The 16944-nt window shown below is 68.4% G+C and carries 17 protein-coding genes; 7 read left to right on the plus strand and 10 right to left on the minus strand.

The genetic code is table 11. From position 1 onward, the window contains the following. Positions 1-175: 175 nt before the first annotated feature. From ASPU41_RS09965 to ASPU41_RS09975, 3 genes are read right to left on the minus strand one after another with little or no spacing between them, the layout of a single operon-like run. Positions 176-610, minus strand: coding sequence for a DUF2177 family protein (locus tag ASPU41_RS09965; RefSeq protein WP_069950786.1), 435 nt, complete (start codon positions 608-610; stop codon positions 176-178). Continuing rightward, positions 607-2475, minus strand: a complete 1869-nt coding sequence (locus ASPU41_RS09970) for an AMP-dependent synthetase/ligase (protein ID WP_069950787.1) — start codon at positions 2473-2475, stop codon at positions 607-609. The genes ASPU41_RS09965 and ASPU41_RS09970 overlap by 4 nt, the downstream gene beginning before the upstream one ends. Further along, positions 2472-2933: a MarR family winged helix-turn-helix transcriptional regulator gene (locus ASPU41_RS09975; protein ID WP_069950788.1), complete on the minus strand. Its 462-nt coding sequence runs from the start codon at positions 2931-2933 to the stop codon at positions 2472-2474. The genes ASPU41_RS09970 and ASPU41_RS09975 overlap by 4 nt, the downstream gene beginning before the upstream one ends. A gap of 142 nt (positions 2934-3075) precedes the next feature. Between ASPU41_RS09975 and ASPU41_RS09980 the strand changes: the two genes are divergently transcribed. From ASPU41_RS09980 to ASPU41_RS09990, 3 genes are all read left to right on the plus strand, one after another. Further along, positions 3076-3942: a DUF1295 domain-containing protein gene (locus ASPU41_RS09980; RefSeq protein ID WP_069950789.1), complete on the plus strand. Its 867-nt coding sequence runs from the start codon at positions 3076-3078 to the stop codon at positions 3940-3942. A 227-nt stretch (positions 3943-4169) separates the two neighbouring features. Then, entirely contained in the window at positions 4170-5144 is a 975-nt protein-coding gene (locus ASPU41_RS09985) for a pullulanase X25 domain-containing protein (RefSeq protein WP_069950790.1), read from the plus strand. Positions 5145-5346: 202 nt separating this feature from the next. Next, a complete protein-coding gene (locus tag ASPU41_RS09990; protein WP_069950791.1) occupies positions 5347-6141 on the plus strand; it encodes an alpha/beta fold hydrolase in 795 nt (264 codons plus the stop codon). A gap of 344 nt (positions 6142-6485) precedes the next feature. Here ASPU41_RS09990 and ASPU41_RS09995 read toward each other — a convergent pair whose 3' ends face one another. Continuing rightward, on the minus strand, positions 6486-8264 hold the full coding sequence (locus tag ASPU41_RS09995; protein WP_069950792.1) for a glycoside hydrolase family 13 protein: 1779 nt from the start codon (positions 8262-8264) through the stop codon (positions 6486-6488). 191 nt (positions 8265-8455) lie between these two features. Beyond that, positions 8456-9727, minus strand: coding sequence for a mechanosensitive ion channel family protein (locus ASPU41_RS10000; RefSeq protein ID WP_083266450.1), 1272 nt, complete (start codon positions 9725-9727; stop codon positions 8456-8458). Between the two features lie 219 nt (positions 9728-9946). On the opposite strand from ASPU41_RS10000, the gene ASPU41_RS10005 reads away from it, so the two are divergent. Further along, positions 9947-10729 carry a hypothetical protein gene (locus ASPU41_RS10005; protein ID WP_231941233.1) on the plus strand — a complete coding sequence of 261 codons (783 nt, stop codon included), beginning with the start codon at positions 9947-9949 and terminating at the stop codon, positions 10727-10729. On the opposite strand, the gene ASPU41_RS23355 is transcribed toward ASPU41_RS10005, so the two are convergent. After that, on the minus strand, positions 10703-10963 hold the full coding sequence (locus ASPU41_RS23355; protein WP_157356975.1) for a hypothetical protein: 261 nt from the start codon (positions 10961-10963) through the stop codon (positions 10703-10705). The two genes, ASPU41_RS10005 and ASPU41_RS23355, sit on opposite strands and share 27 nt — an antisense overlap. A 16-nt stretch (positions 10964-10979) precedes the next feature. Here ASPU41_RS23355 and ASPU41_RS10010 point away from each other — a divergent pair, with 16 nt between their 5' ends. After that, positions 10980-11510, plus strand: a complete 531-nt coding sequence (locus ASPU41_RS10010; RefSeq protein WP_157356976.1) for a hypothetical protein — start codon at positions 10980-10982, stop codon at positions 11508-11510. A gap of 15 nt (positions 11511-11525) precedes the next feature. Here ASPU41_RS10010 and ASPU41_RS10015 read toward each other — a convergent pair whose 3' ends face one another. The 3 genes from ASPU41_RS10015 to ASPU41_RS10025 are packed head-to-tail and all read right to left on the minus strand — an operon-like array spanning position 11526 to position 14073. Next, positions 11526-12794, minus strand: a complete 1269-nt coding sequence (locus ASPU41_RS10015; RefSeq protein WP_069950793.1) for an ABC transporter permease — start codon at positions 12792-12794, stop codon at positions 11526-11528. 4 nt (positions 12795-12798) lie between these two features. After that, positions 12799-13755 carry an ABC transporter ATP-binding protein gene (locus ASPU41_RS10020; RefSeq protein ID WP_069950794.1) on the minus strand — a complete coding sequence of 319 codons (957 nt, stop codon included), beginning with the start codon at positions 13753-13755 and terminating at the stop codon, positions 12799-12801. Between the two features lie 54 nt (positions 13756-13809). Then, positions 13810-14073, minus strand: a complete 264-nt coding sequence (locus tag ASPU41_RS10025; protein ID WP_069950795.1) for a YegP family protein — start codon at positions 14071-14073, stop codon at positions 13810-13812. Between the two features lie 201 nt (positions 14074-14274). On the opposite strand from ASPU41_RS10025, the gene ASPU41_RS10030 reads away from it, so the two are divergent. Further along, positions 14275-14580 carry an acylphosphatase gene (locus tag ASPU41_RS10030; protein ID WP_069950796.1) on the plus strand — a complete coding sequence of 102 codons (306 nt, stop codon included), beginning with the start codon at positions 14275-14277 and terminating at the stop codon, positions 14578-14580. 14 nt (positions 14581-14594) lie between these two features. On the opposite strand, the gene ASPU41_RS10035 is transcribed toward ASPU41_RS10030, so the two are convergent. Then, positions 14595-16388, minus strand: a complete 1794-nt coding sequence (locus tag ASPU41_RS10035) for a RecQ family ATP-dependent DNA helicase (protein WP_083266451.1) — start codon at positions 16386-16388, stop codon at positions 14595-14597. A 180-nt stretch (positions 16389-16568) separates the two neighbouring features. Between ASPU41_RS10035 and ASPU41_RS10040 the strand changes: the two genes are divergently transcribed. Beyond that, positions 16569-16904 (plus strand): cupin domain-containing protein, encoded by a 336-nt coding sequence (locus tag ASPU41_RS10040; RefSeq protein ID WP_069950797.1) that lies wholly within the window; start codon positions 16569-16571, stop codon positions 16902-16904. Positions 16905-16944 lie beyond the last annotated feature (40 nt).

Consider the following 16944-nt stretch of genomic DNA (forward strand, 5'->3'; position numbering starts at 1 on the left):
TCGCTTCCAGTCAGTACACCAACTGGAGGTCTTTCCCGGCCCCAAGGGACCTGTCACGCCGGGCCGCTCAGGGTCGGCCGTACTGACGACGGGACATTCAGGGGATACTCCCCTCCGCATAAATAGTGAAGCATACTTCACCTATACCGGGCAAGGGTTGCGTCGCCCGTGGGCGCTACTTTGAGGTGCCGGCCGGCGCGAGCATACGCCGCAGGAGCACGGCCGTGAGCCAGGTGACGGCGCTGCAGGCAGCGGCGCCCCAGGCGATGTCGGTCAACGCCACCACGGCCGGGAAGTCCTTGAGGACCGCGAGCCCGGTCAGGGCCCAGGTTGCGTAGGTGAAGAAGCCGAACAGGGCGGCTCCCGTCACCCGTTGCCTCAGGGTGGCGTCCGGGTCGTTGGGCCGGACGCCGTAGTGCACGATCCCCGCCACAAAGATGAGGTAGAAGGCGACGGCGCCGGCGAGGTTGACGCTGGGCGCCAGCAGGTCACCGATCTGGCTCTCGTACTGCTTGTTCGCCACGGTGCCGATCCAGACGACGTCGAGGACGGCGAAGATCACGGCGGCGACCGCGTAGGACAGCAGCCACCTCTTGACTCGGATGCTCATGCTTGGCTCCTGTTTTCCGCGTAGAGGTTGTCAACGATGTGGCGGGCTCGTTCGGTGAAGGCGCCGCGTTTGAGCTTCATGGTGGGGGTCACTATCCCGTTGGCCTCGCTGAGGTCGGTCAGCAGCAGCACGAAGCGGCGCACCTGCTCGGAGCGTGCGATCTTCGCGTTGGCGGCGCTGACTGCCTGGCCGATCGCGGTGAGGAGCCGCGCGTTGTCGATCTGGACGGCGCCGCCGTCGTCGGGGATGCGCAGACCGGCCAGATCGGCGATGCCCTCGCGCTCCGCCCAGGCCGCGACGGATTCCGGGTCCAGCAACACGAGCCCGCCGAGGAAGGGTTTGCCCTCCCCGACCATCACGGCGTGGGCCACGAGGGGGTCGCCTTCGACATAGCCCTCCCAGATGGCGGGGGAGATGGTTTTGCCGCCCGCGGTGACGATGACGTCCTTGATCCGGCCCCTGAGGGTCAGCCTTCCCAGCTCATCGAGCTCGCCGAGGTCCCCGGTGCGGAAAAACCCGTCGGTGAAAGCGTCCGTGTTGTCGGCCGGTCTGCGGTAGCCGGCGAACACGCCCACGCCGCGGGCAAGCACCTCGCCCTGGTCCGAGAGGCGCACGGTTGTTCCCGGCATCGGGACGCCCACCGAGCCGGCCCTGATCGATCCGGGCATGTTCCCGGTCAGCGGGGCGGTTGTTTCGGTGAGGCCGTAGCCCTCGATGACCGGCAGGCCGAGGCCGCGGAAGAAGAGGGACAGCTCGGCGTCGAGTGCGGCGGCACCGGAGAGCAGGTAGCCGAGGCGTCCACCCATCAGCTGCCGGAGCCGGGCGTAGAACAGCCGATCAAACAGCGCATGCCTGAACCGCAGGCCCGGCGCAGCCCGGGCGGCCGGGTCGGCGTCGCGGGCTTCGGCGAACCGGCCCCACGCGACCGCGGTGCCCTGCGCTGACGCCCACACCGGACCGAGGTGTTTCTTCGCCGCGGCGGCCGCGGCGGACGCCTGGATCTTCTGCAGCACGCGGGGGACCACCACGAGGAAGGTTGGCTTCAGGGCGCCGAGGGCGGGCACCACGTCCCGGGGGTCGGACAGGTGCGCGATGCGCATGCCGTTGGCCAGGCAGGTCAGCTGCAGTCCGCGGGCCAGCACGTGGGCCATCGGCAGGAAGATGATGGTGTTGCCGCCCTCGCGGACCACCCCGGTGTAGGCGGCGGCCACGTTCAGCACCTGCCCCACGAAGTTGCCGTGGGTGATCAGGGCGCCCTTGGGAGCGGCCGTGGTGCCGGAGGTGTAGACGATGGTCGCCACCGCGTCGAGATCTGCCAGCAGGCGCCGGTCCTCGACCGCACTCTCGGAAATCCCGGCGCCCAGGAGCGCGAGGTCGGCCAGGTCCGCCCCCGGACGGTCGTCCATGGTCCAGACCCCCAGGCCCGGCATCCAGGCCTGTTCAAACCCCTGCTCCAACAGGACGGCGTGCTCAGCTGTGCCCGCCACCGCGAGGCGCACCCCGGCGTCGGCGATGATTGCGGTCACCTGGGGAGCGGCAGAGGTCTCGTAGATCGGGACGACGACGGCGCCGGCGAACCACGCTGCCATGTCCGCCAGCGCCCACTCATACCGGGTGGGGGACATGATGGCGAGTGATTCGCCGGGCTTTATGCCGGCCGCAATGAAGCCCTTGGCCAGCGCGCGTACCTCGTCAACGAACTGCCGGGTGGTCACCTGGCGCCAGGGACCCGTGACCGCGGCATCCGCGGCCCGCACCTCAAAGGCAACGTGGTCCGGGGAAGTCCGGAAGCGCTGCATCAGCAGCTCGGTCGCGTTCCGGTGACCGGACGGCCCAACCAGCAGCGGGGTGGTGAACTCTCTCATCGGGCGTCCTTCTCCGAAAGTGTGTGCAAGTGGTCCTGCATCAGGTGCTGGGCGACGTCGAGGAAGTCCGCGACGACCCCCTGGTGGGCGGCGGGCAGGGCCTTGATGTGCTCGTTGGCGGCGGTCATCAGCGGCCGCATCAGGTTCATGATTCCACGGTTGGCTGCCGGCGTGGCGCTCACGTGGACCTGGCGCCGGTCCTCGGTGTTCCGGTGGCGGGCCACGTAGCCGCGGGACTCCAGCCGGCTCACGATCGCGGTGGTGGTGGCCGGGGTGGCGCCCAGTTCCGCGGCGAGCTTGCCCACCGTCACCGGTCCGGACTGTGCCAGCGCCGAGAGCGCCCGGTAGTCGGTGAGGTTCAGCCCCAGTTTGTGGGCGACTACACGCTCTGTCTCGTTGGCAAGCGTGAATAGGCCCTGCAGGGCCGACGAGGCCGGGTGGTACGGCGACGCAGTCATGATCCCTCCTTACGCTCGCCTCATTCGACAATACGCAATTCCATTTGATCGTCAAATAGAATTGACTAAAACTGTGGTGACCGGTGGGATGACTCCGGGCGGACTGCCGGCATCCGGCTCCGCCTGTGAAAGGAACTTCGTCATGAAGGAACCAGACCGTAAGGCGCTCATCGCCCTCCCCGTGGTGGTGCTGATCGGGGCGCTTGTCGCCGTGGCCGGCAGCCAGGGTGGAGCCACCCTGGGCGGGATTCCCGTTTTCGCGATGGCGGTCGGGGCCGCGTTCCTCATCCAGTGGCTGGCATTCATCCCCTCATTCAAGGCCCAGACCGAGAAGTTCTACGACCTGACCGGCACCCTGACCTACACCGCCATCACGCTCCTGCTCATCCTGCTCACCCCGGGAGTCGACGCCCGCGCCCTGCTTCTGGCAGCCATGGTGCTCGCCTGGACGCTGCGGCTGGGCACCTTCCTGTTCCGCCGCATCAGCAAGGCTGGCAAGGACGACCGCTTTGACGAGATCAAACCCTCCTTCGTCCGGTTCCTCAACGTGTGGACCATCCAGGGTCTCTGGGTGGTCTTCACCGCGGCCGCAGCGTGGGTGGCGATTACCTCGGCGACCAGGGTGGCGCTGGACTGGTTCGCGCTGCTCGGCTTCCTGGTGTGGGCCGTCGGTTTCGGCATCGAAGTCGCGGCCGACCGCCAGAAAAGCCGCTTCAACGCCGACCCCGCCAACAAGGGCAAATTCATTTCCACCGGGCTGTGGTCCAGGTCCCGCCACCCGAATTACTTCGGCGAGATCCTGCTCTGGATCGGTGTCGCGATCATCGCACTGCCCGCGCTGCAGGCCTGGCAGTGGGTGGCCCTGATCTCCCCGGTGTTCGTTACCCTGCTGCTGACCAAGGTCAGCGGCGTGCCGCTTCTGGAGAAGAAGTCCGACACGAAGTGGGGCGGCCAGGCCGATTATGAAGCCTACAAGAAGAACACCCCGGTCCTGATCCCCAAGATCTAGCAGCAGCACCACCCCAGGTTCAGCGCGGCTCCGGTCCTCGCCGTGCCGGGGCCGGAGAGTGCGTGCCGGAAATACTACCCGCGGGTACACTGCCCAAGGCCCCTCGCGCCCGCAGTTATGGGGTGTAATAGTGGGTCACGACACACAGAGTTAACCGTTACCGACTCGCGGAAACTCGATGATCCTTGGCAAAATGCAGGTGGATCAATTGCTTCTAGAGGAGACCCATGGGCGCGAACACTGCCGAAAACACCACCCGTCGACTGAAGGCCGTACTGGACGTTCTGGCAGAGGGGGTGTGGACGGGCGAGAAGCTGAACGCCGGAGCAGTGCTGGGCGAGGCCATCGCCCGCGTTCCGCTCAACGAGTTTGAGCGCGAACTGCTCAGCGGCGGAATTCCCCGTGGCCACAAGACCCTGACCACCGCCACCGCGAAGCTGGTCAAGGCCGGCTGGCTGGTCAAGGGCCGTGCGGGCTGGACCATTACCGAGGACGGCCAGCGCGCCACGGTCGCGTTTGCTGACCCTGCCGCTTTCGCCGCAGCGCTCGACGCCGGAACTCCTGTTCCCGCCGACACCCCGCTTCCGTCGGCGCCCCCTGCCGGGACCCCGGTTCGGAAGGCCGCTTCCGAAGCCGCGGCTCCGAAGGCTGCCACGGTTGCCGAAAAGGTCGCCGGCAAGGCTGCCAAGCTGGTCGAAGACGCCGTCGCCCCGGTCGCCAAGGCGGTCCGCAAGCGCAAGGCAGCCGACAAGGCAGCCGAGTCACCCGCCACTGCGCCGGCCGCTGAGAAGCCCGCGGCTGCAACGACCGCGGCTACAGCGCCTGCGGCCGCATCTCCCGTAGCCGGTGCGGCAGCCGCCGCGGCCGCGGCTCCTGCCACCAGCGTGGGAACCGTTGAGCAGCCCGAAGCTGTCGCCGTCGCCGGCGATTTCAACATCCTGCTCGGCGCCCCCGCCAACTGGGCCCCGCAGTACGACGAATCCCAGATGGAACTGGACCTCGTCGATCAGCTCTGGAAGCTCGCAGCGGATCTCCCGGCCGGTACTTACAGCTTCAAGATCGCGCTCAACCGCTCCTGGGACGAGAACTTCGGCGCGTTCGGTGCCTTCGACGGCACCAACCACGAGGTGCGCCACTCCGGCGGCCTGCTGGTCATCCACTACGACCACCGGACCCGGGACATCATCATCATCCTGCCGTAGCCGGCGACACGCATTTTTCCGGCCGTCGCGCCAAAGACCCCTCGCCACCCGAACCCGGGCGTCGAGGGGTCTTTTGTGCGACGCGGGCGGCTTTGCGCGTCGTGAGTCTGGGGCCGTGGCGCGGACAGGCTTCCCTTCAGTCCTCCTGAACGGGGCGCGTCCTGGCCCTGCGGGCCACGGCGGACCGGCCTAGCATTGAATTATGGAAACCGTCGAGGTTGATGGGCTGCGGATCGCATATCAGCGGGTTGGCCAGGGACCGGCGCTGGTCCTGTTCCACGGGGCCGGGGAGGACAGCCGGATCTGGCGTGCGCAGCTGGAAGGGCTCTCGGACGAGTTCACGGTGTTCGCCTGGGACGCTCCCGGGTGCGGCCAGGCGGACGACCCGGACCCAGGGATGTCCGCCGGTGAGCTTGGCGCCATCACGGCCGGATTCCTGCGCGCAGCCGTACCGGCGAAGCCACATCTCCTGGGGCTGTCCTGGGGTTCCATGGTGGCCCTGGAGCTGTACCGCGGGTATCCCGGGATTCCCGCGTCCCTGGTGCTGGCTTCGGCCTATGCCGGCTGGGCGGGTTCCCTGCCGGCCGAGGAGGTCGAGCGGCGCTACGCCCAGGTGCTGGCCGAGATCGGTCAGCCTCCGGAGAAATTCATCGACGACTGGCTGCCGACACTCTTCACCGACAAGGCCGATCCCGCCGTCGTCGCTGAAGCCGCCAGGATCATGGCTGATGTGCGCCCGGCCGGGCAGCAGGCTCTGCTCTCAGCCAGCGGCCGGGCCGACTACCGACCCGTGCTGCCAACCATCACCATTCCCACGCTCCTGCTCTACGGCGCAGACGACCAGCGGTCCCCGCTGAACGTCGCCCACGAACTGCACCGCCAGATTCCCGGCGCAAAACTCGTCGTGATTCCCGACGTCGGGCACCTGGCCCCGCTAGAGGCGCCCGACGCCTTCAACGCCGAAGTGAGGAACTTCCTGCACGGCATGGCCGGTTGAACCAGGCCGCCGGCCAAGCCAGCCGCGGCAAACCAGCCGGCCGGTGAACCAAGCTAGAACCGCGTCGGGTCCGGCCGCGGCGGGACCGGCCCGGGGTCCGGTATCGGCAGCGGACCGGGCGTGGGGAACGGGCCGGGCGCCGGCGTGGGGCCCGGCTGCGGAATCGGCGCCGGGGGCGGGACCGGTCCGGGCTCCGGCGGGAAGGGGTCCCCGGGTTGCGGCTCAGGCGGGGTCGGGCCCGGTTCCGGCGGAAACGGCTCGGGTTCGTGTGGCGGTGGAATGGTCATCTCAGGCTCCCTCACTCATCGTTGAACGTGTGTTGCACGGGATTGCGCGTCCGCGGTTTACCGGGCGGGCCGCGCTGCGCCGGCGCGGAAGACCTTCAGCTCCCACGGCCGGAGGTGCAGGCGGGGCACCGGGGGCTCGGCCGGGTAGTTGCCCAGGATCAGATCCGCGCTGCCCCACGCCAGCGGAACATCGGCGTCGTCGAGTGTCACCTCCTGATCCTGGCCGGAGAAGTTCCCCAGCACCAGCAGCCGCGTCTCCGGCAGTGACCGGACGAAGGCGTAGACGTGCTCGTCTTTCGGCAGCAGCATCGTGAAGTCCCCGTGCGCAATCACGGGCTCGGTGTGCCGCAGCCCGATCACCTTCCGGTAGAAGCTGTAGACCGAATCGGGGTCGTCGATCTGCGCGGCGGCGTTGATGTGGTTGGCGTTCGGGTTGACCGCAATCCAGGGCGAGCCGGTGGTGAAACCGGCATGCCGCGACGCGTCCCACTGGACCGGGGTGCGCGCGTTGTCGCGGTTCAGCGGCGCCAGCGCGGCGAGGACGTCGGCGTCCGTGTGGCCCAGATGGGTGGTGGCCTCGCGGTGGTGGTTGAGGACCTCGATGTCGCGGTAATCGCTGATCGCCCCGAAGGTCATGTTCGTCATGCCCAGTTCCTCGCCCTGGTAGACGTAGGGCGTGCCCCGGTGCAGGTGCAGGATCCCGGCGAGCATCTTGGCGGAGAGTTCACGGTATTTACCGTCGTCGCCGAAGCGCGAGACCGCACGGGCCTGGTCATGGTTGCCCCAGTAGAGGCTGTTCCAGCCGCGCTCCGCCAGGCCGGTCTGCCAGTGCCCCAGGGTCCGCTTGAGGTCCGTGAGTTTGAGCTTTTTGGGCCGCCACTTGTTCCCGTCCTCCTGGTCCAGGGCGACATGCTCGAACTGGAAGACCATGTCCACCTCGGCGCGCTCCGGGTCGGTGAACAGGATCGCCTCCTCCACGGTGACGCCGGGCATTTCGCCGACGGTCAGCAGCGGGCCGGGGCGGTGGGCGAAGACCTCGCGGTGCATCTCCTGCAGGAATTCATGGATCCGGGGCCCGCCGATGTAGAACGGGCTGCCGTCGCCGTAGAGCATGCCGGCGGCGATGGGCCCGTCCGGCAGGGCGGTGTCCTTGGAGATGAAATTGATGACGTCCATCCGGAAGCCGTCCACACCCCGGTCCAGCCACCAGGTCATCATCTCGTACACCGCGGCCCGGACCTCCGGGTTTTCCCAGTTCAGGTCCGGCTGCTTCCTGGAGAATATGTGGAGGTAGTACTCGCCGGTGGCCTGGTCGAACTCCCAGGCCGGTCCGGAAAACGCCGACCCCCAGTTGTTCGGCTCCGCGCCCGGACCGGCGGCGGAGCCGTCAGCGGAGGTCTCGCGCGGCGGCCGCCACCAGTACCAATCCCGCTTTGGGTTGTCCTTGGAGGAGCGTGATTCGACGAACCAGGGATGCTCGTCCGAGGTGTGGTTGACCACCAGGTCCATGACCAGCTTCATGCCCCGGGCGTGCAGCCCGTCCGTCAGTTCCCGCAGTTCCTCGAGGGTGCCGAAGATCGGGTCGACGTTGCGGTAGTCGCTGATGTCGTAGCCGTTGTCATCCTGCGGGGAGGTGTAGATCGGGGAGAGCCAGAGGACGTCGACGCCGAGCCGCTGCAGGTAGTCCAGCTTGCTGATGATGCCCCGCAGGTCCCCGATGCCGTCTCCATTGGAATCGGCGAAGCTGCGCGGATAGATCTGATAGACGACGGCGCTCCGGAACCAGTCGCGGGACGGGGCCGCAAGGGATTCGTCAGTCGGCTGTTCTACCGTCATTGGGGGACTCCTCAGCTGCTCCGGCGGGCTCCGGCGGGCACCGGCGGGCAACGCGGACGCTGTCTCACCGAATCCTGATTATTGAACAGTTCCCGCAGGCAGGGAAGACCCCGCCGGTGCCATGTGGACGGCGCCCGCCGATTGGGGGCGGCCGGCGCCGGGCAGCACCGGCCGGCGGCGAAACGGCCAGGCTAGTTCTGCGCGGCGATGCTCTTGTCCCGGTCCTCGAACACTTCCTCGCCGGGGCCGGTGAAGGCCCGGGAGCGCTGGATCGCCTCGATCGATCCGGTGAACAGCTGGGAGTCGTGCGGATCGGCGGGGTGCCGGCTGTGTTCGTCCGCGGCGGAGACCGTGCCGGGCTGCTTCGTGGAGGGTCCGGACGCCTGGGCCGAGGCGGTGGTACCGGATCCGAGCGAAGCGGCATTGAGCGATTCGAGCCGGACGTGGGGGAGCGCCGTCGGGTGTTCCTGCTGCAGGAACAGCACCAGCTCTTCGCGGATCAGGCAGCGCAGGTCAAAGAGCGTGGCGCTGTCGGCGGCGCTGACCAGGATGCGGACCCGCACGAAGCCCGCGGTCGCGTCGGTGATCTGCAGGATGCCCACCCGCTTGTCCCAGAGCTCGGTGGTTGCCAGGACCCGTTTGAGTTCCGCGCGCATGTCCTCGACCGGGGCGCGCCAGTCGAGGTCGAACTCCACGGTGCCCATGACCTCGGACTGCCGCCGGGTCCAGTTCTCGAACGGGGTGGTGGTGAAGTAGGTCGAGGGCAGGATCATCCGCCGGTCGTCCCAGATGTGGACCACCACGTAGGTCAGGGTGATCTCCTCGATCCGGCCCCATTCCTTCTGCACCACCACCACGTCGTCGACCCGGATCGCGTCCGTGAAGGCCAGCTGGATGCCGGCGAAAACATTGACCAGCGAGGTCTGCGCGGCAAGTCCGGCGACCAGCGAGATCACGCCGGCGGAGGCCAGCAGGCCGGCGCCGAGGGCCTGGATCGCGGGGAACGTCAGCATCGCAATGCCCAGGGCCACGATGACGATCAGGGCCACGCCGATCCGGCGGGCGAGGATCACCTGGGTGCGCAGCCGGCGGGCGCGGCGGTTGTCCGCCACGTCCACCCGGTAGCGGGTCAGCACCATGGTCTCGATGATGAGGAAGACCGCGATCGCCATCCACGCGAGCGAGCCGATCAGCGCGATCTGCAGCGCGTGGTCAAGGTTGCGGCGCCATTCGGCGTCGTCCGTGGTCAGGCCCAGGGCGATTCGGACGCCGATCAGGCAGAGCGCAAAGCGCAACGGCAGCCGCGCCACCCGGGAGGTCTCGCGGAGGGCGGGCTGGTTGCGGTTGAGCCGGAGCACGATCCGGCGCACCAGCCAGGAGGCGAGGAGTCCGGCGGCCACGGCGAGGGCCACTGCGAGGATGGGGGCGAGGAAGGGCATGGCGGGGTCAAGGACGTCTTGCATTACTTAAGCTCTAGCAAGCTTCCGCTGCCAATTGAAATCTGCAGGGCGCAAGGTGGGAAGCATCACGGCCGGCGGCGAGGCCAGCACCCCGGCGCCGCATGGCCGTCACGGCAGGGGCGCCAAGGGCCCTTTGCCCCTATTTTCCTCCCGGAAACCCCAGAGAATTGTCCAACCACTTTATTTTCCCAGGGGGAGGGTGTCATGCGCCGAGCCGCATCATTGGCTACAGCTGTTTCCGCTTTCTGCGCAGCTGCAATCCTTGCAGGGTGCGGGACGCCGGCAACGGCCCCCGCCGTTTCCGCTTTCTGCGCAGCTGCAATCCTTGCAGGGTGCGGGACGCCGGCAACGGCCCCCGCCACCAGTTCCGCGCCGGCGACGACGGCCACGGCCAGCGATCTGCCGGCCAGCCCTTCGCCGTCGGCCACCCCTTCTCCGGCGCCCACGGTCCCGGCGGGCTGGAAGACCTACACGACCTCGGACGGCACGCTGGCGTTCGACTACCCGGAGACGTGGACCATCACGGACCCGGCCGATGAACCCGCCGAGGGCGGTGTCGCGGTGGACCTGGTGAGTGACTACGGCAAGACGATGGCGACCCTGCGGACCAACCTGGTCACGGGCGCCGAGTGCACGGAGAAGTTCCCTTTTATGCTGTACGACTCGGAGCCCATCCCGGCGCTGGCCCAGGGGGGAGTGACGCCGCGGTTCGTCTACGAGGGGCGGACCGATCCGGAGCCGGACTCGGGTGACCCGGCGGATTCCTTGACCCTGGCCTACGGCATCACTTCCGCGCCGGAACCCACCGGGGATACCGCCTGCCCGATTTCCCACTTTTTCACCTGGCCGCCCAGCGGCGCCATGTTCGGCGGTGCCTATGATCCGTTCGACACCACACCGGGTGGTCCCATGCATGTGGATACCCCCGAGGTGTACAAGGACACCACCGAATACAAGTACGTCAAGCAGGCGATCACTTCACTGCGGCCCGCCGGAAAGCCATAACGTGAGGAGGCCGGCCGTTTCGCCCGGCCCCATCCGGTGCGCCGCCGCCGGCGCCGCCCTCAGCTCGGTCCTGCTGCTGACCTCCTGCGGTTTGTCCCCGGCGCTGCCGGCGGGCCCCGCCGCTTCGGAAAGCCAGAGCCCGGGAGGCACGACGTCGGCTGCGGCGCCGTCCGCCACGACGCCGGCCGGGTCCCCGGCGTCGGAAGGGCCGGCGTCGGGCTGGACGACGTTCACAACGACAGACGGGGATTTGTCGTTCGACTACCCCGCCGGCTGGACGGTCAACAACCCCGGCGGGGCGCTCTCCGGAGAGTTCGTGGACGTGCTGAACGCCGAGGGGAAACCGATGGCGGGGCTGCGGACCAACATCGTCACCGGGGCGGAGTGCGTCGAAAAGTCCCCTTATGAGGTCTACGACTCCGAGCCGATGGTTGCCCTCGCCGAGGGCGGGGGAGCCGACGGCGGGGTGCCCCGCTACGTGTTCGAGTCCCGGGGCGAAGACACCGCTCCGGTGGCCACGCAGTCCACTGTCGCCGCCTACGGCATCACCATGGTCCCCGAGGAGCCCGGCGACACCGCGTGTCCGATGTTCCACCTGTTCCTGTGGCCGCCGAGCGGTGCCTTCTTCGGCGGGACGTACAACCCGGAGCACCACGAGACACCCGCGGACCCCGCGCTGCCGTACCGGGAGAAGGCCAGACTGTACGCCGGAACCCCGGAGTACCAGGACATCCGGACGATGATCACGTCCCTGCGGCCGGCGGAGGCGCCGGCAGGATAGACACCGGGACCGGCCTCAGCGCTCCGTCGTCCGGGGACGCGGCGCCGCATCGGCGGCCGGGTGCCGCGACCCGGCACGCAGTGCGGTGCGGATGTTGACCTTCGAGGTGTAGGAAATGGAGCCGTACTGGAAGAGCCGCACGGCGAGGCGAAGCATCACCGCGGCGCCCACGAAGAGGATCACGATCACGATTCCTGCCTCGACCAGGCTCAGCGAGCCGAAGCCGTTGCGCAGCAGGGCGGTGACCGGGGCGGAGAACGGGAAGAACGTGAAGATCTGCACAATCACGGACTGCGGATCGGAGACCACCAGGGACACGGCGTAGAACGGCACAAAGATCAGCGCCATCATCACGCCCATGAAGTTGCCGGCCTCCTTGGCGGTGGGCATCACGGCGCCGATCGCCACGAGGGTGGTGGTGAACAGGGCGAATCCGCCGACCAGGATCAGCAGGCCAACGGTCATCCGGACCGGGTCCAGGATCAGCGGGGGCAGGTCCAGGGCCGCGATGCTGAGCTCCTCAGGGAAGAACAGCCGGCCGATCAGGACGGGTGAGAGGAACACGATCATCTGTACCAGGCCGATCGCGAACAGCGCGATCACCTTGCCCGCGATCAGCGTCGTCGGTTTGAGGGTGGTCAGGATCATCTCGGTGACGCGGTTTTCCTTCTCCTCCAGCGTGGAGTTGAGCATCTGCCCGGCCAGCAGCACGATCAGCCCGTAGAAGATGACCAGGAAGATCAGCGGCGGAATCACCGAGCCCAGGCCCCCGGATTCCTGGGTGCCGTCATAGGTGACGGTCTCGATCTGCACCCTCCCGGCCGCGAGCGCGGACAGTTGCGGTGAGCTGACCTTCTGTTCGACGGCGTGCGTCAGCAGGGCCTGCGCGACGGCGGCGTACTTGCCGTTCTCGAAGATCCCCTTGTCCGCACCGTAGACGCGCACGGCCGTCGATTCGGGGTGGGCCGGGTAGTCGAAGTAGGCGTCCACGGTGCCGGACTGCACGGCCCGGATCCCGGCGTCGGGGGAGTCCGCGGCGGTGGCCCCGAAGACCGCGGCGTCCCGGGCGGTGATCAGTCCGGAGGCGTCGGTGTAGGAGATGCTGAACTGGGCGCTTTTCTGGGCCTCGGCAGCGGTGTCCGTGCTGGTGTTGCTGAGGAAGATCAGCCCGAAAACCACGCCGATGATGATCGGGACGGAGAGGGTGCCGATCCAGAACCGGCCTTTGGTCACGGTGCGGATGAACTCGAAGCTCACGACCGTGCCGAGATTATGCTGCGCCACCGCGCTACACCCCTTCCCTGCCCGGGGACCGTGCGGTGCCGGCAGCCCCGGACGCGGACGGCGTGTTCTGGTCGCCGTAGACCCGGATGAAAATGTCCTCGAGGGAGATCTTGGTGGTGGTGAAGCTCCGGATGGTCAGGTCCGCCTCGACCAGGTCCCTGAGGATGACGGCTTCGTCGGTGGCGTCGGTGATCGAGAGCTCCGAGTAGTTGGTCTCCTCGAGCATCACCTCGTAGTGGGGGGAACGGGGGATGGGGCCGCTGTGCCTGATCCGGACGATGCGGCCGCCGTACTTGTTCTGTACCTCGTCGATCGTCCCGTAGGCTTCCGCGGTGCCGTCCTTGAGCAGGATGACCCGGTCGCAGAGCCGCTCCACCTCCTCCATCTGGTGGGTCACCATGACCACGGTGGCACCGCCCTCCTTCTGCTCGGCGATGATGTCCATCAGCAGGCGCCGGTTGACCGGGTCGAAGCCCTTCGTGGGTTCGTCCAGGATCAGCAGCTCGGGGTTGTTCATGATGGTGACGCCGAGCTGGACCTTTTGCTGCTGCCCGCTGGAGAGCTTGTCCAGCACGGCGGAGGCGCGGTCCGCCAGCGCCACCCGGTCCAGGTACTCGAGCGACCAGCGTTTCGCGGTGCGCCGCTCCATCCCTTTGAGCCGGCCGAAGTAGGTCATGATGTCGATGACCTTTTCCTTCTTGTACAGCCCGCGCTCTTCGGGAAGGTAGCCCAGCTTGTCGCCGTGCTCGGGTTTGAAGGCCCGGCCGTTGATGTGGAGGATTCCGGCGGTGGGCTCGTAGATGCCCAGCAGCGCCCGGATGGTGGTGGTCTTGCCGGAGCCGTTGCTACCGAGGAATCCGAAGGTTTCGCCGGCGTGCACGTCGAAGGACAGATCGCGGATCACCGTGGTGTCCCCGAAGTCCATTCGGAAGCCGCTGATGTGGACCCGTGCTTCGTCCATTGCGGCTCCCGAATGGTGCCGGGCTACCCGCCCGGGGTCTTGCAGTTCCGCCGCTTAGACGGCGGGGTAATGCCGATGCCGGCGGTGGGCGGGCGTCGGCAGCCCTGCCCTGACCTTTCCGGTGCCGCCCCAGGCGTTGGAACGGGCCTCCTTGATCAGGCCGGTGCCGGCACATTCGCGGACCGCCATGATGCCGTCCGCGGCGGACCGCTTGTCCTCAAAAGCCTTGGAAATCGCCAAAACCGTGCCGTCGGCCCCGAGGAGCCGGAAACGGACGTTGGCCTCAGCGTCCGTGAAGATTTCGAATTGTCCTGCCATCTTTGTTTTCCTTCCGGGCAATACAGCACCGCGGGAGGGTGAGGCACTTCCATGTGCCATGCCTTGTCTCGACACGTCCCCGCAGCGCACTTGTCAATCCTTGCCGCCGGGCCCGGGGCGGGTAAGGGGCAAAAGTCCCTATGTGGACAAGTGCACTAGTCCTCTGGCGGCGGGGTCCGGGGCCGGCGCTACATTGGGAGCATGGCTGAGTTTCCGAGGGGCGATTCCGGCGAGTGGGTCCGGCTGACGGCGCGGGTGGACGGTGTGGTGCAGGCCGTTGGCTTCCGCTACTGGACGGTGCACCGGGCCGAGGAGCTGGGACTGACCGGCACCGTCCGGAACAACACCGACGGTTCGGTGGGCATCGTGGCGGAGGGCCCGCAGTCGGTGGTGCTGGAGTTCCGGCGCTGGCTGCGCTCGCCGGAGGCGCCGGGCAAGGTGGAGAACGTGGACGAAACGGTCTCCCGGGCCACGGGGGCGTTCAGCAATTTCCGGGTGGTGTACTGACTCCCGGCCGGGGGTCAGGCGGGCGTGAGCAGGCCGTGGCCGAGGACGGCTTTGCGGGACAGCGTCCGGTAGCCCTCGCGGTCGAACAGCACGGTGAGGAGGTCGCCGTCGTGCCCCATCACCAGGCCCGGGCCCCAAAGGGCATGCTCCACGCGGGAGTTCACTGGAAAGGCCTCGTTGGGGCCGGCGTCAGCACCGCCGTCGGGCGTTCCGGTGTGCTCGCCGCGCTCCTGCTGCAGCGCGGAGCCGTCGGTGCAGTTGTCGCAGTTCCCGCAGGGGCCGGGCAGGTCCTCGCCGAAGTAGCCGAGCAGGAACTGGCGGCGGCAGCGGCGCGTTTCGGCGTAGCTGCGGATCATGGCGATGCGGGACTTGTCCACGCGCTCGCGGGCTGCGGCGAGCTCGACGGCGCGTTCCACCACCTGGGCGGGATCCGCCGCGGGGTCGAGCCGGACCCCGTCGGGGTCTGCGGTGACGGCGCCGGTCTCCTGCAGCTGGTTCAGCAGGCCGGTGATCCGCCGGGCGGGCCACACGGTCCCCTCGGCCAGCGCCCGGGGCTGGAGCGGCCGGCCCGCGGCGCGCAGTGCGGTCAGGACCGTCCGCAGCGCGGCCTGATCGGGGGTGTGCGTGGCGAAGTAGCGCCGTAGCCCGAGGTCCTCGGAGCGGTAATGCAGGACCGCGGCGGCAGGCAGCCCGTCCCGTCCGGCCCGGCCGATCTGCTGGTAGTAGCTGTCCAGGGATTCCGGGATGTCCGCGTGGAGGACGAAGCGGACATCGGGCTTATCGATCCCCATGCCGAAAGCGGTGGTGGCCACCACCACGTCCAGGCCGCTGTCGAGGAACTGCTGGTGGACCAGTTCGCGCTCGGCGGGTGTGCGGCCGGCGTGATAGGCCGCGGCGCGCAGGCCGCTCCGGGCCAGTTTCGCGGCGTACTTTTCGGTGTCCCTGCGTTTGGCGGCGTACACGAGCCCGGGCCCGCGCGTTCCGGCGACCAGCTCGGTGACCTGCTCGACGACGGCCCGGCGCTTCTCCTTGTCCTCGTGGTGGCGGCGCACCTCGAGGACGATGTTGGGCCGGTCGAAGCCGTGGACCAGGATCAGCGGGTTGGTCATGCCGAGGCGGGCCAGGATCTCCTCGCGCACCGGGGGAGAGGCCGTGGCCGTCAGCGCGGCGGTGGTCGGGTTGCCGAGGCGCTCGCGGACCTCGCCGAGGCGGAGGTAGTCGGGCCGGAAATCGTGGCCCCAGGAGGAGACGCAGTGCGCCTCGTCCACCACGAACAGGGCGATGTTGAGCGCCGCGATCCGTGCCACGGTGCTGGGCTTGGCCAGCTGCTCCGGGGCGAGGAAGAGGAACGCCGCCTCGCCGCATTCCACCGCCTGCCACGCACGCTCCTGCTCCGCGGCGCTGTGCGAGGAGTTGACCGCGACGGCGCTGCCCGGCCCCGCGGCGTCCCGCAGCCCGTCCAGCTGGTCCTCCTGCAGGGAGATCAGCGGGGACACGACGACGGTGGGCCGCTGTTGCTGGCGGTGCAGCAGCAGCGCAGGGACCTGGTAGATGGCCGACTTCCCGTAGCCGGTGGGCATGACGGCGAGGACGTCCCGGCCGGCGGCGAGGGCGCGCATCCCCGTGAGCTGGCCTTCGCGGAGGTGCGGCAGGCCGAAGGTGGCGTCCGCGAGCCGGCGGAGTCCGGCGTCGTCGTCCGCTGGAATGGGGAGTGCCGGGGCAACCTGGGCTGCCGAAGCTGCAGGTACGCCCGGACGCGATGCATCCGGGCGCGGCGCATCAGCGCTGGCGGCGATGGCCTCGGTCATAGTGCGGCTCCGTTGCGACAGTGAGGTGAAGCGGGCCGGGCAGCTGCCGGCCGCTGATCTCAGGGTAGGACGTCCCGGAGTAGTTACAAAGAATGCGTGGTGTCCCAGGGCCTGCAGCTCAAGCCCTGACCGGGGCAAAGGACCCTCGGCAGCGCGGCCGTTTCTGGGTAGGGTGGCCGCATGCAGAAGATATCGCTCGATGCCCTTGCCCGTCAGCAAATCGCGGCTGCGGTGGCGGCACCCAGCGGACGCGCTGCGGATACTGCCTTTGGCGGCCATGAGAAGACCCTCCGCCAGACGGTGATGGCGTTCCGGGCCGGGACGCGGCTGAGCGAACACCAGAATCCCGGCGAAGCCACGGTCTTTGTGCTCCGCGGCTGCGTCCGGCTGCGCTCGGGCAAGGAATCCTGGCAGGGAAAGGCCGGGGACCTGCTGATCGTGCCGGACGGGCTGCACAGCCTGGAGGCGGAAGAGGACTCGGCGATCCTGATGACGGTCGCGAAAATCAAGACCTGAGGCCACGGCCCGGTTGGGCGGCGGCCGCGCAGACCGGCCT

The sequence above is a fragment of the Arthrobacter sp. U41 genome (assembly GCF_001750145.1).
Lineage (GTDB): Bacteria > Actinomycetota > Actinomycetes > Actinomycetales > Micrococcaceae > Arthrobacter.

Coding starts and splice junctions, on each gene's coding strand:
- ASPU41_RS09965 (WP_069950786.1), bottom strand. CDS start 610: ATGAGCATCCGAGTCAAGAGGTGGCTGCTGTCCTACGCGGTCGCCGCC.
- ASPU41_RS09970 (WP_069950787.1), bottom strand. CDS start 2,475: ATGAGAGAGTTCACCACCCCGCTGCTGGTTGGGCCGTCCGGTCACCGG.
- ASPU41_RS09975 (WP_069950788.1), bottom strand. CDS start 2,933: ATGACTGCGTCGCCGTACCACCCGGCCTCGTCGGCCCTGCAGGGCCTA.
- ASPU41_RS09980 (WP_069950789.1), top strand. CDS start 3,076: ATGAAGGAACCAGACCGTAAGGCGCTCATCGCCCTCCCCGTGGTGGTG.
- ASPU41_RS09985 (WP_069950790.1), top strand. CDS start 4,170: ATGGGCGCGAACACTGCCGAAAACACCACCCGTCGACTGAAGGCCGTA.
- ASPU41_RS09990 (WP_069950791.1), top strand. CDS start 5,347: ATGGAAACCGTCGAGGTTGATGGGCTGCGGATCGCATATCAGCGGGTT.
- ASPU41_RS09995 (WP_069950792.1), bottom strand. CDS start 8,264: ATGACGGTAGAACAGCCGACTGACGAATCCCTTGCGGCCCCGTCCCGC.
- ASPU41_RS10000 (WP_083266450.1), bottom strand. CDS start 9,727: ATGCAAGACGTCCTTGACCCCGCCATGCCCTTCCTCGCCCCCATCCTC.
- ASPU41_RS10020 (WP_069950794.1), bottom strand. CDS start 13,755: ATGGACGAAGCACGGGTCCACATCAGCGGCTTCCGAATGGACTTCGGG.
- ASPU41_RS10025 (WP_069950795.1), bottom strand. CDS start 14,073: ATGGCAGGACAATTCGAAATCTTCACGGACGCTGAGGCCAACGTCCGT.
- ASPU41_RS10030 (WP_069950796.1), top strand. CDS start 14,275: ATGGCTGAGTTTCCGAGGGGCGATTCCGGCGAGTGGGTCCGGCTGACG.
- ASPU41_RS10035 (WP_083266451.1), bottom strand. CDS start 16,388: ATGACCGAGGCCATCGCCGCCAGCGCTGATGCGCCGCGCCCGGATGCA.
- ASPU41_RS10040 (WP_069950797.1), top strand. CDS start 16,569: ATGCAGAAGATATCGCTCGATGCCCTTGCCCGTCAGCAAATCGCGGCT.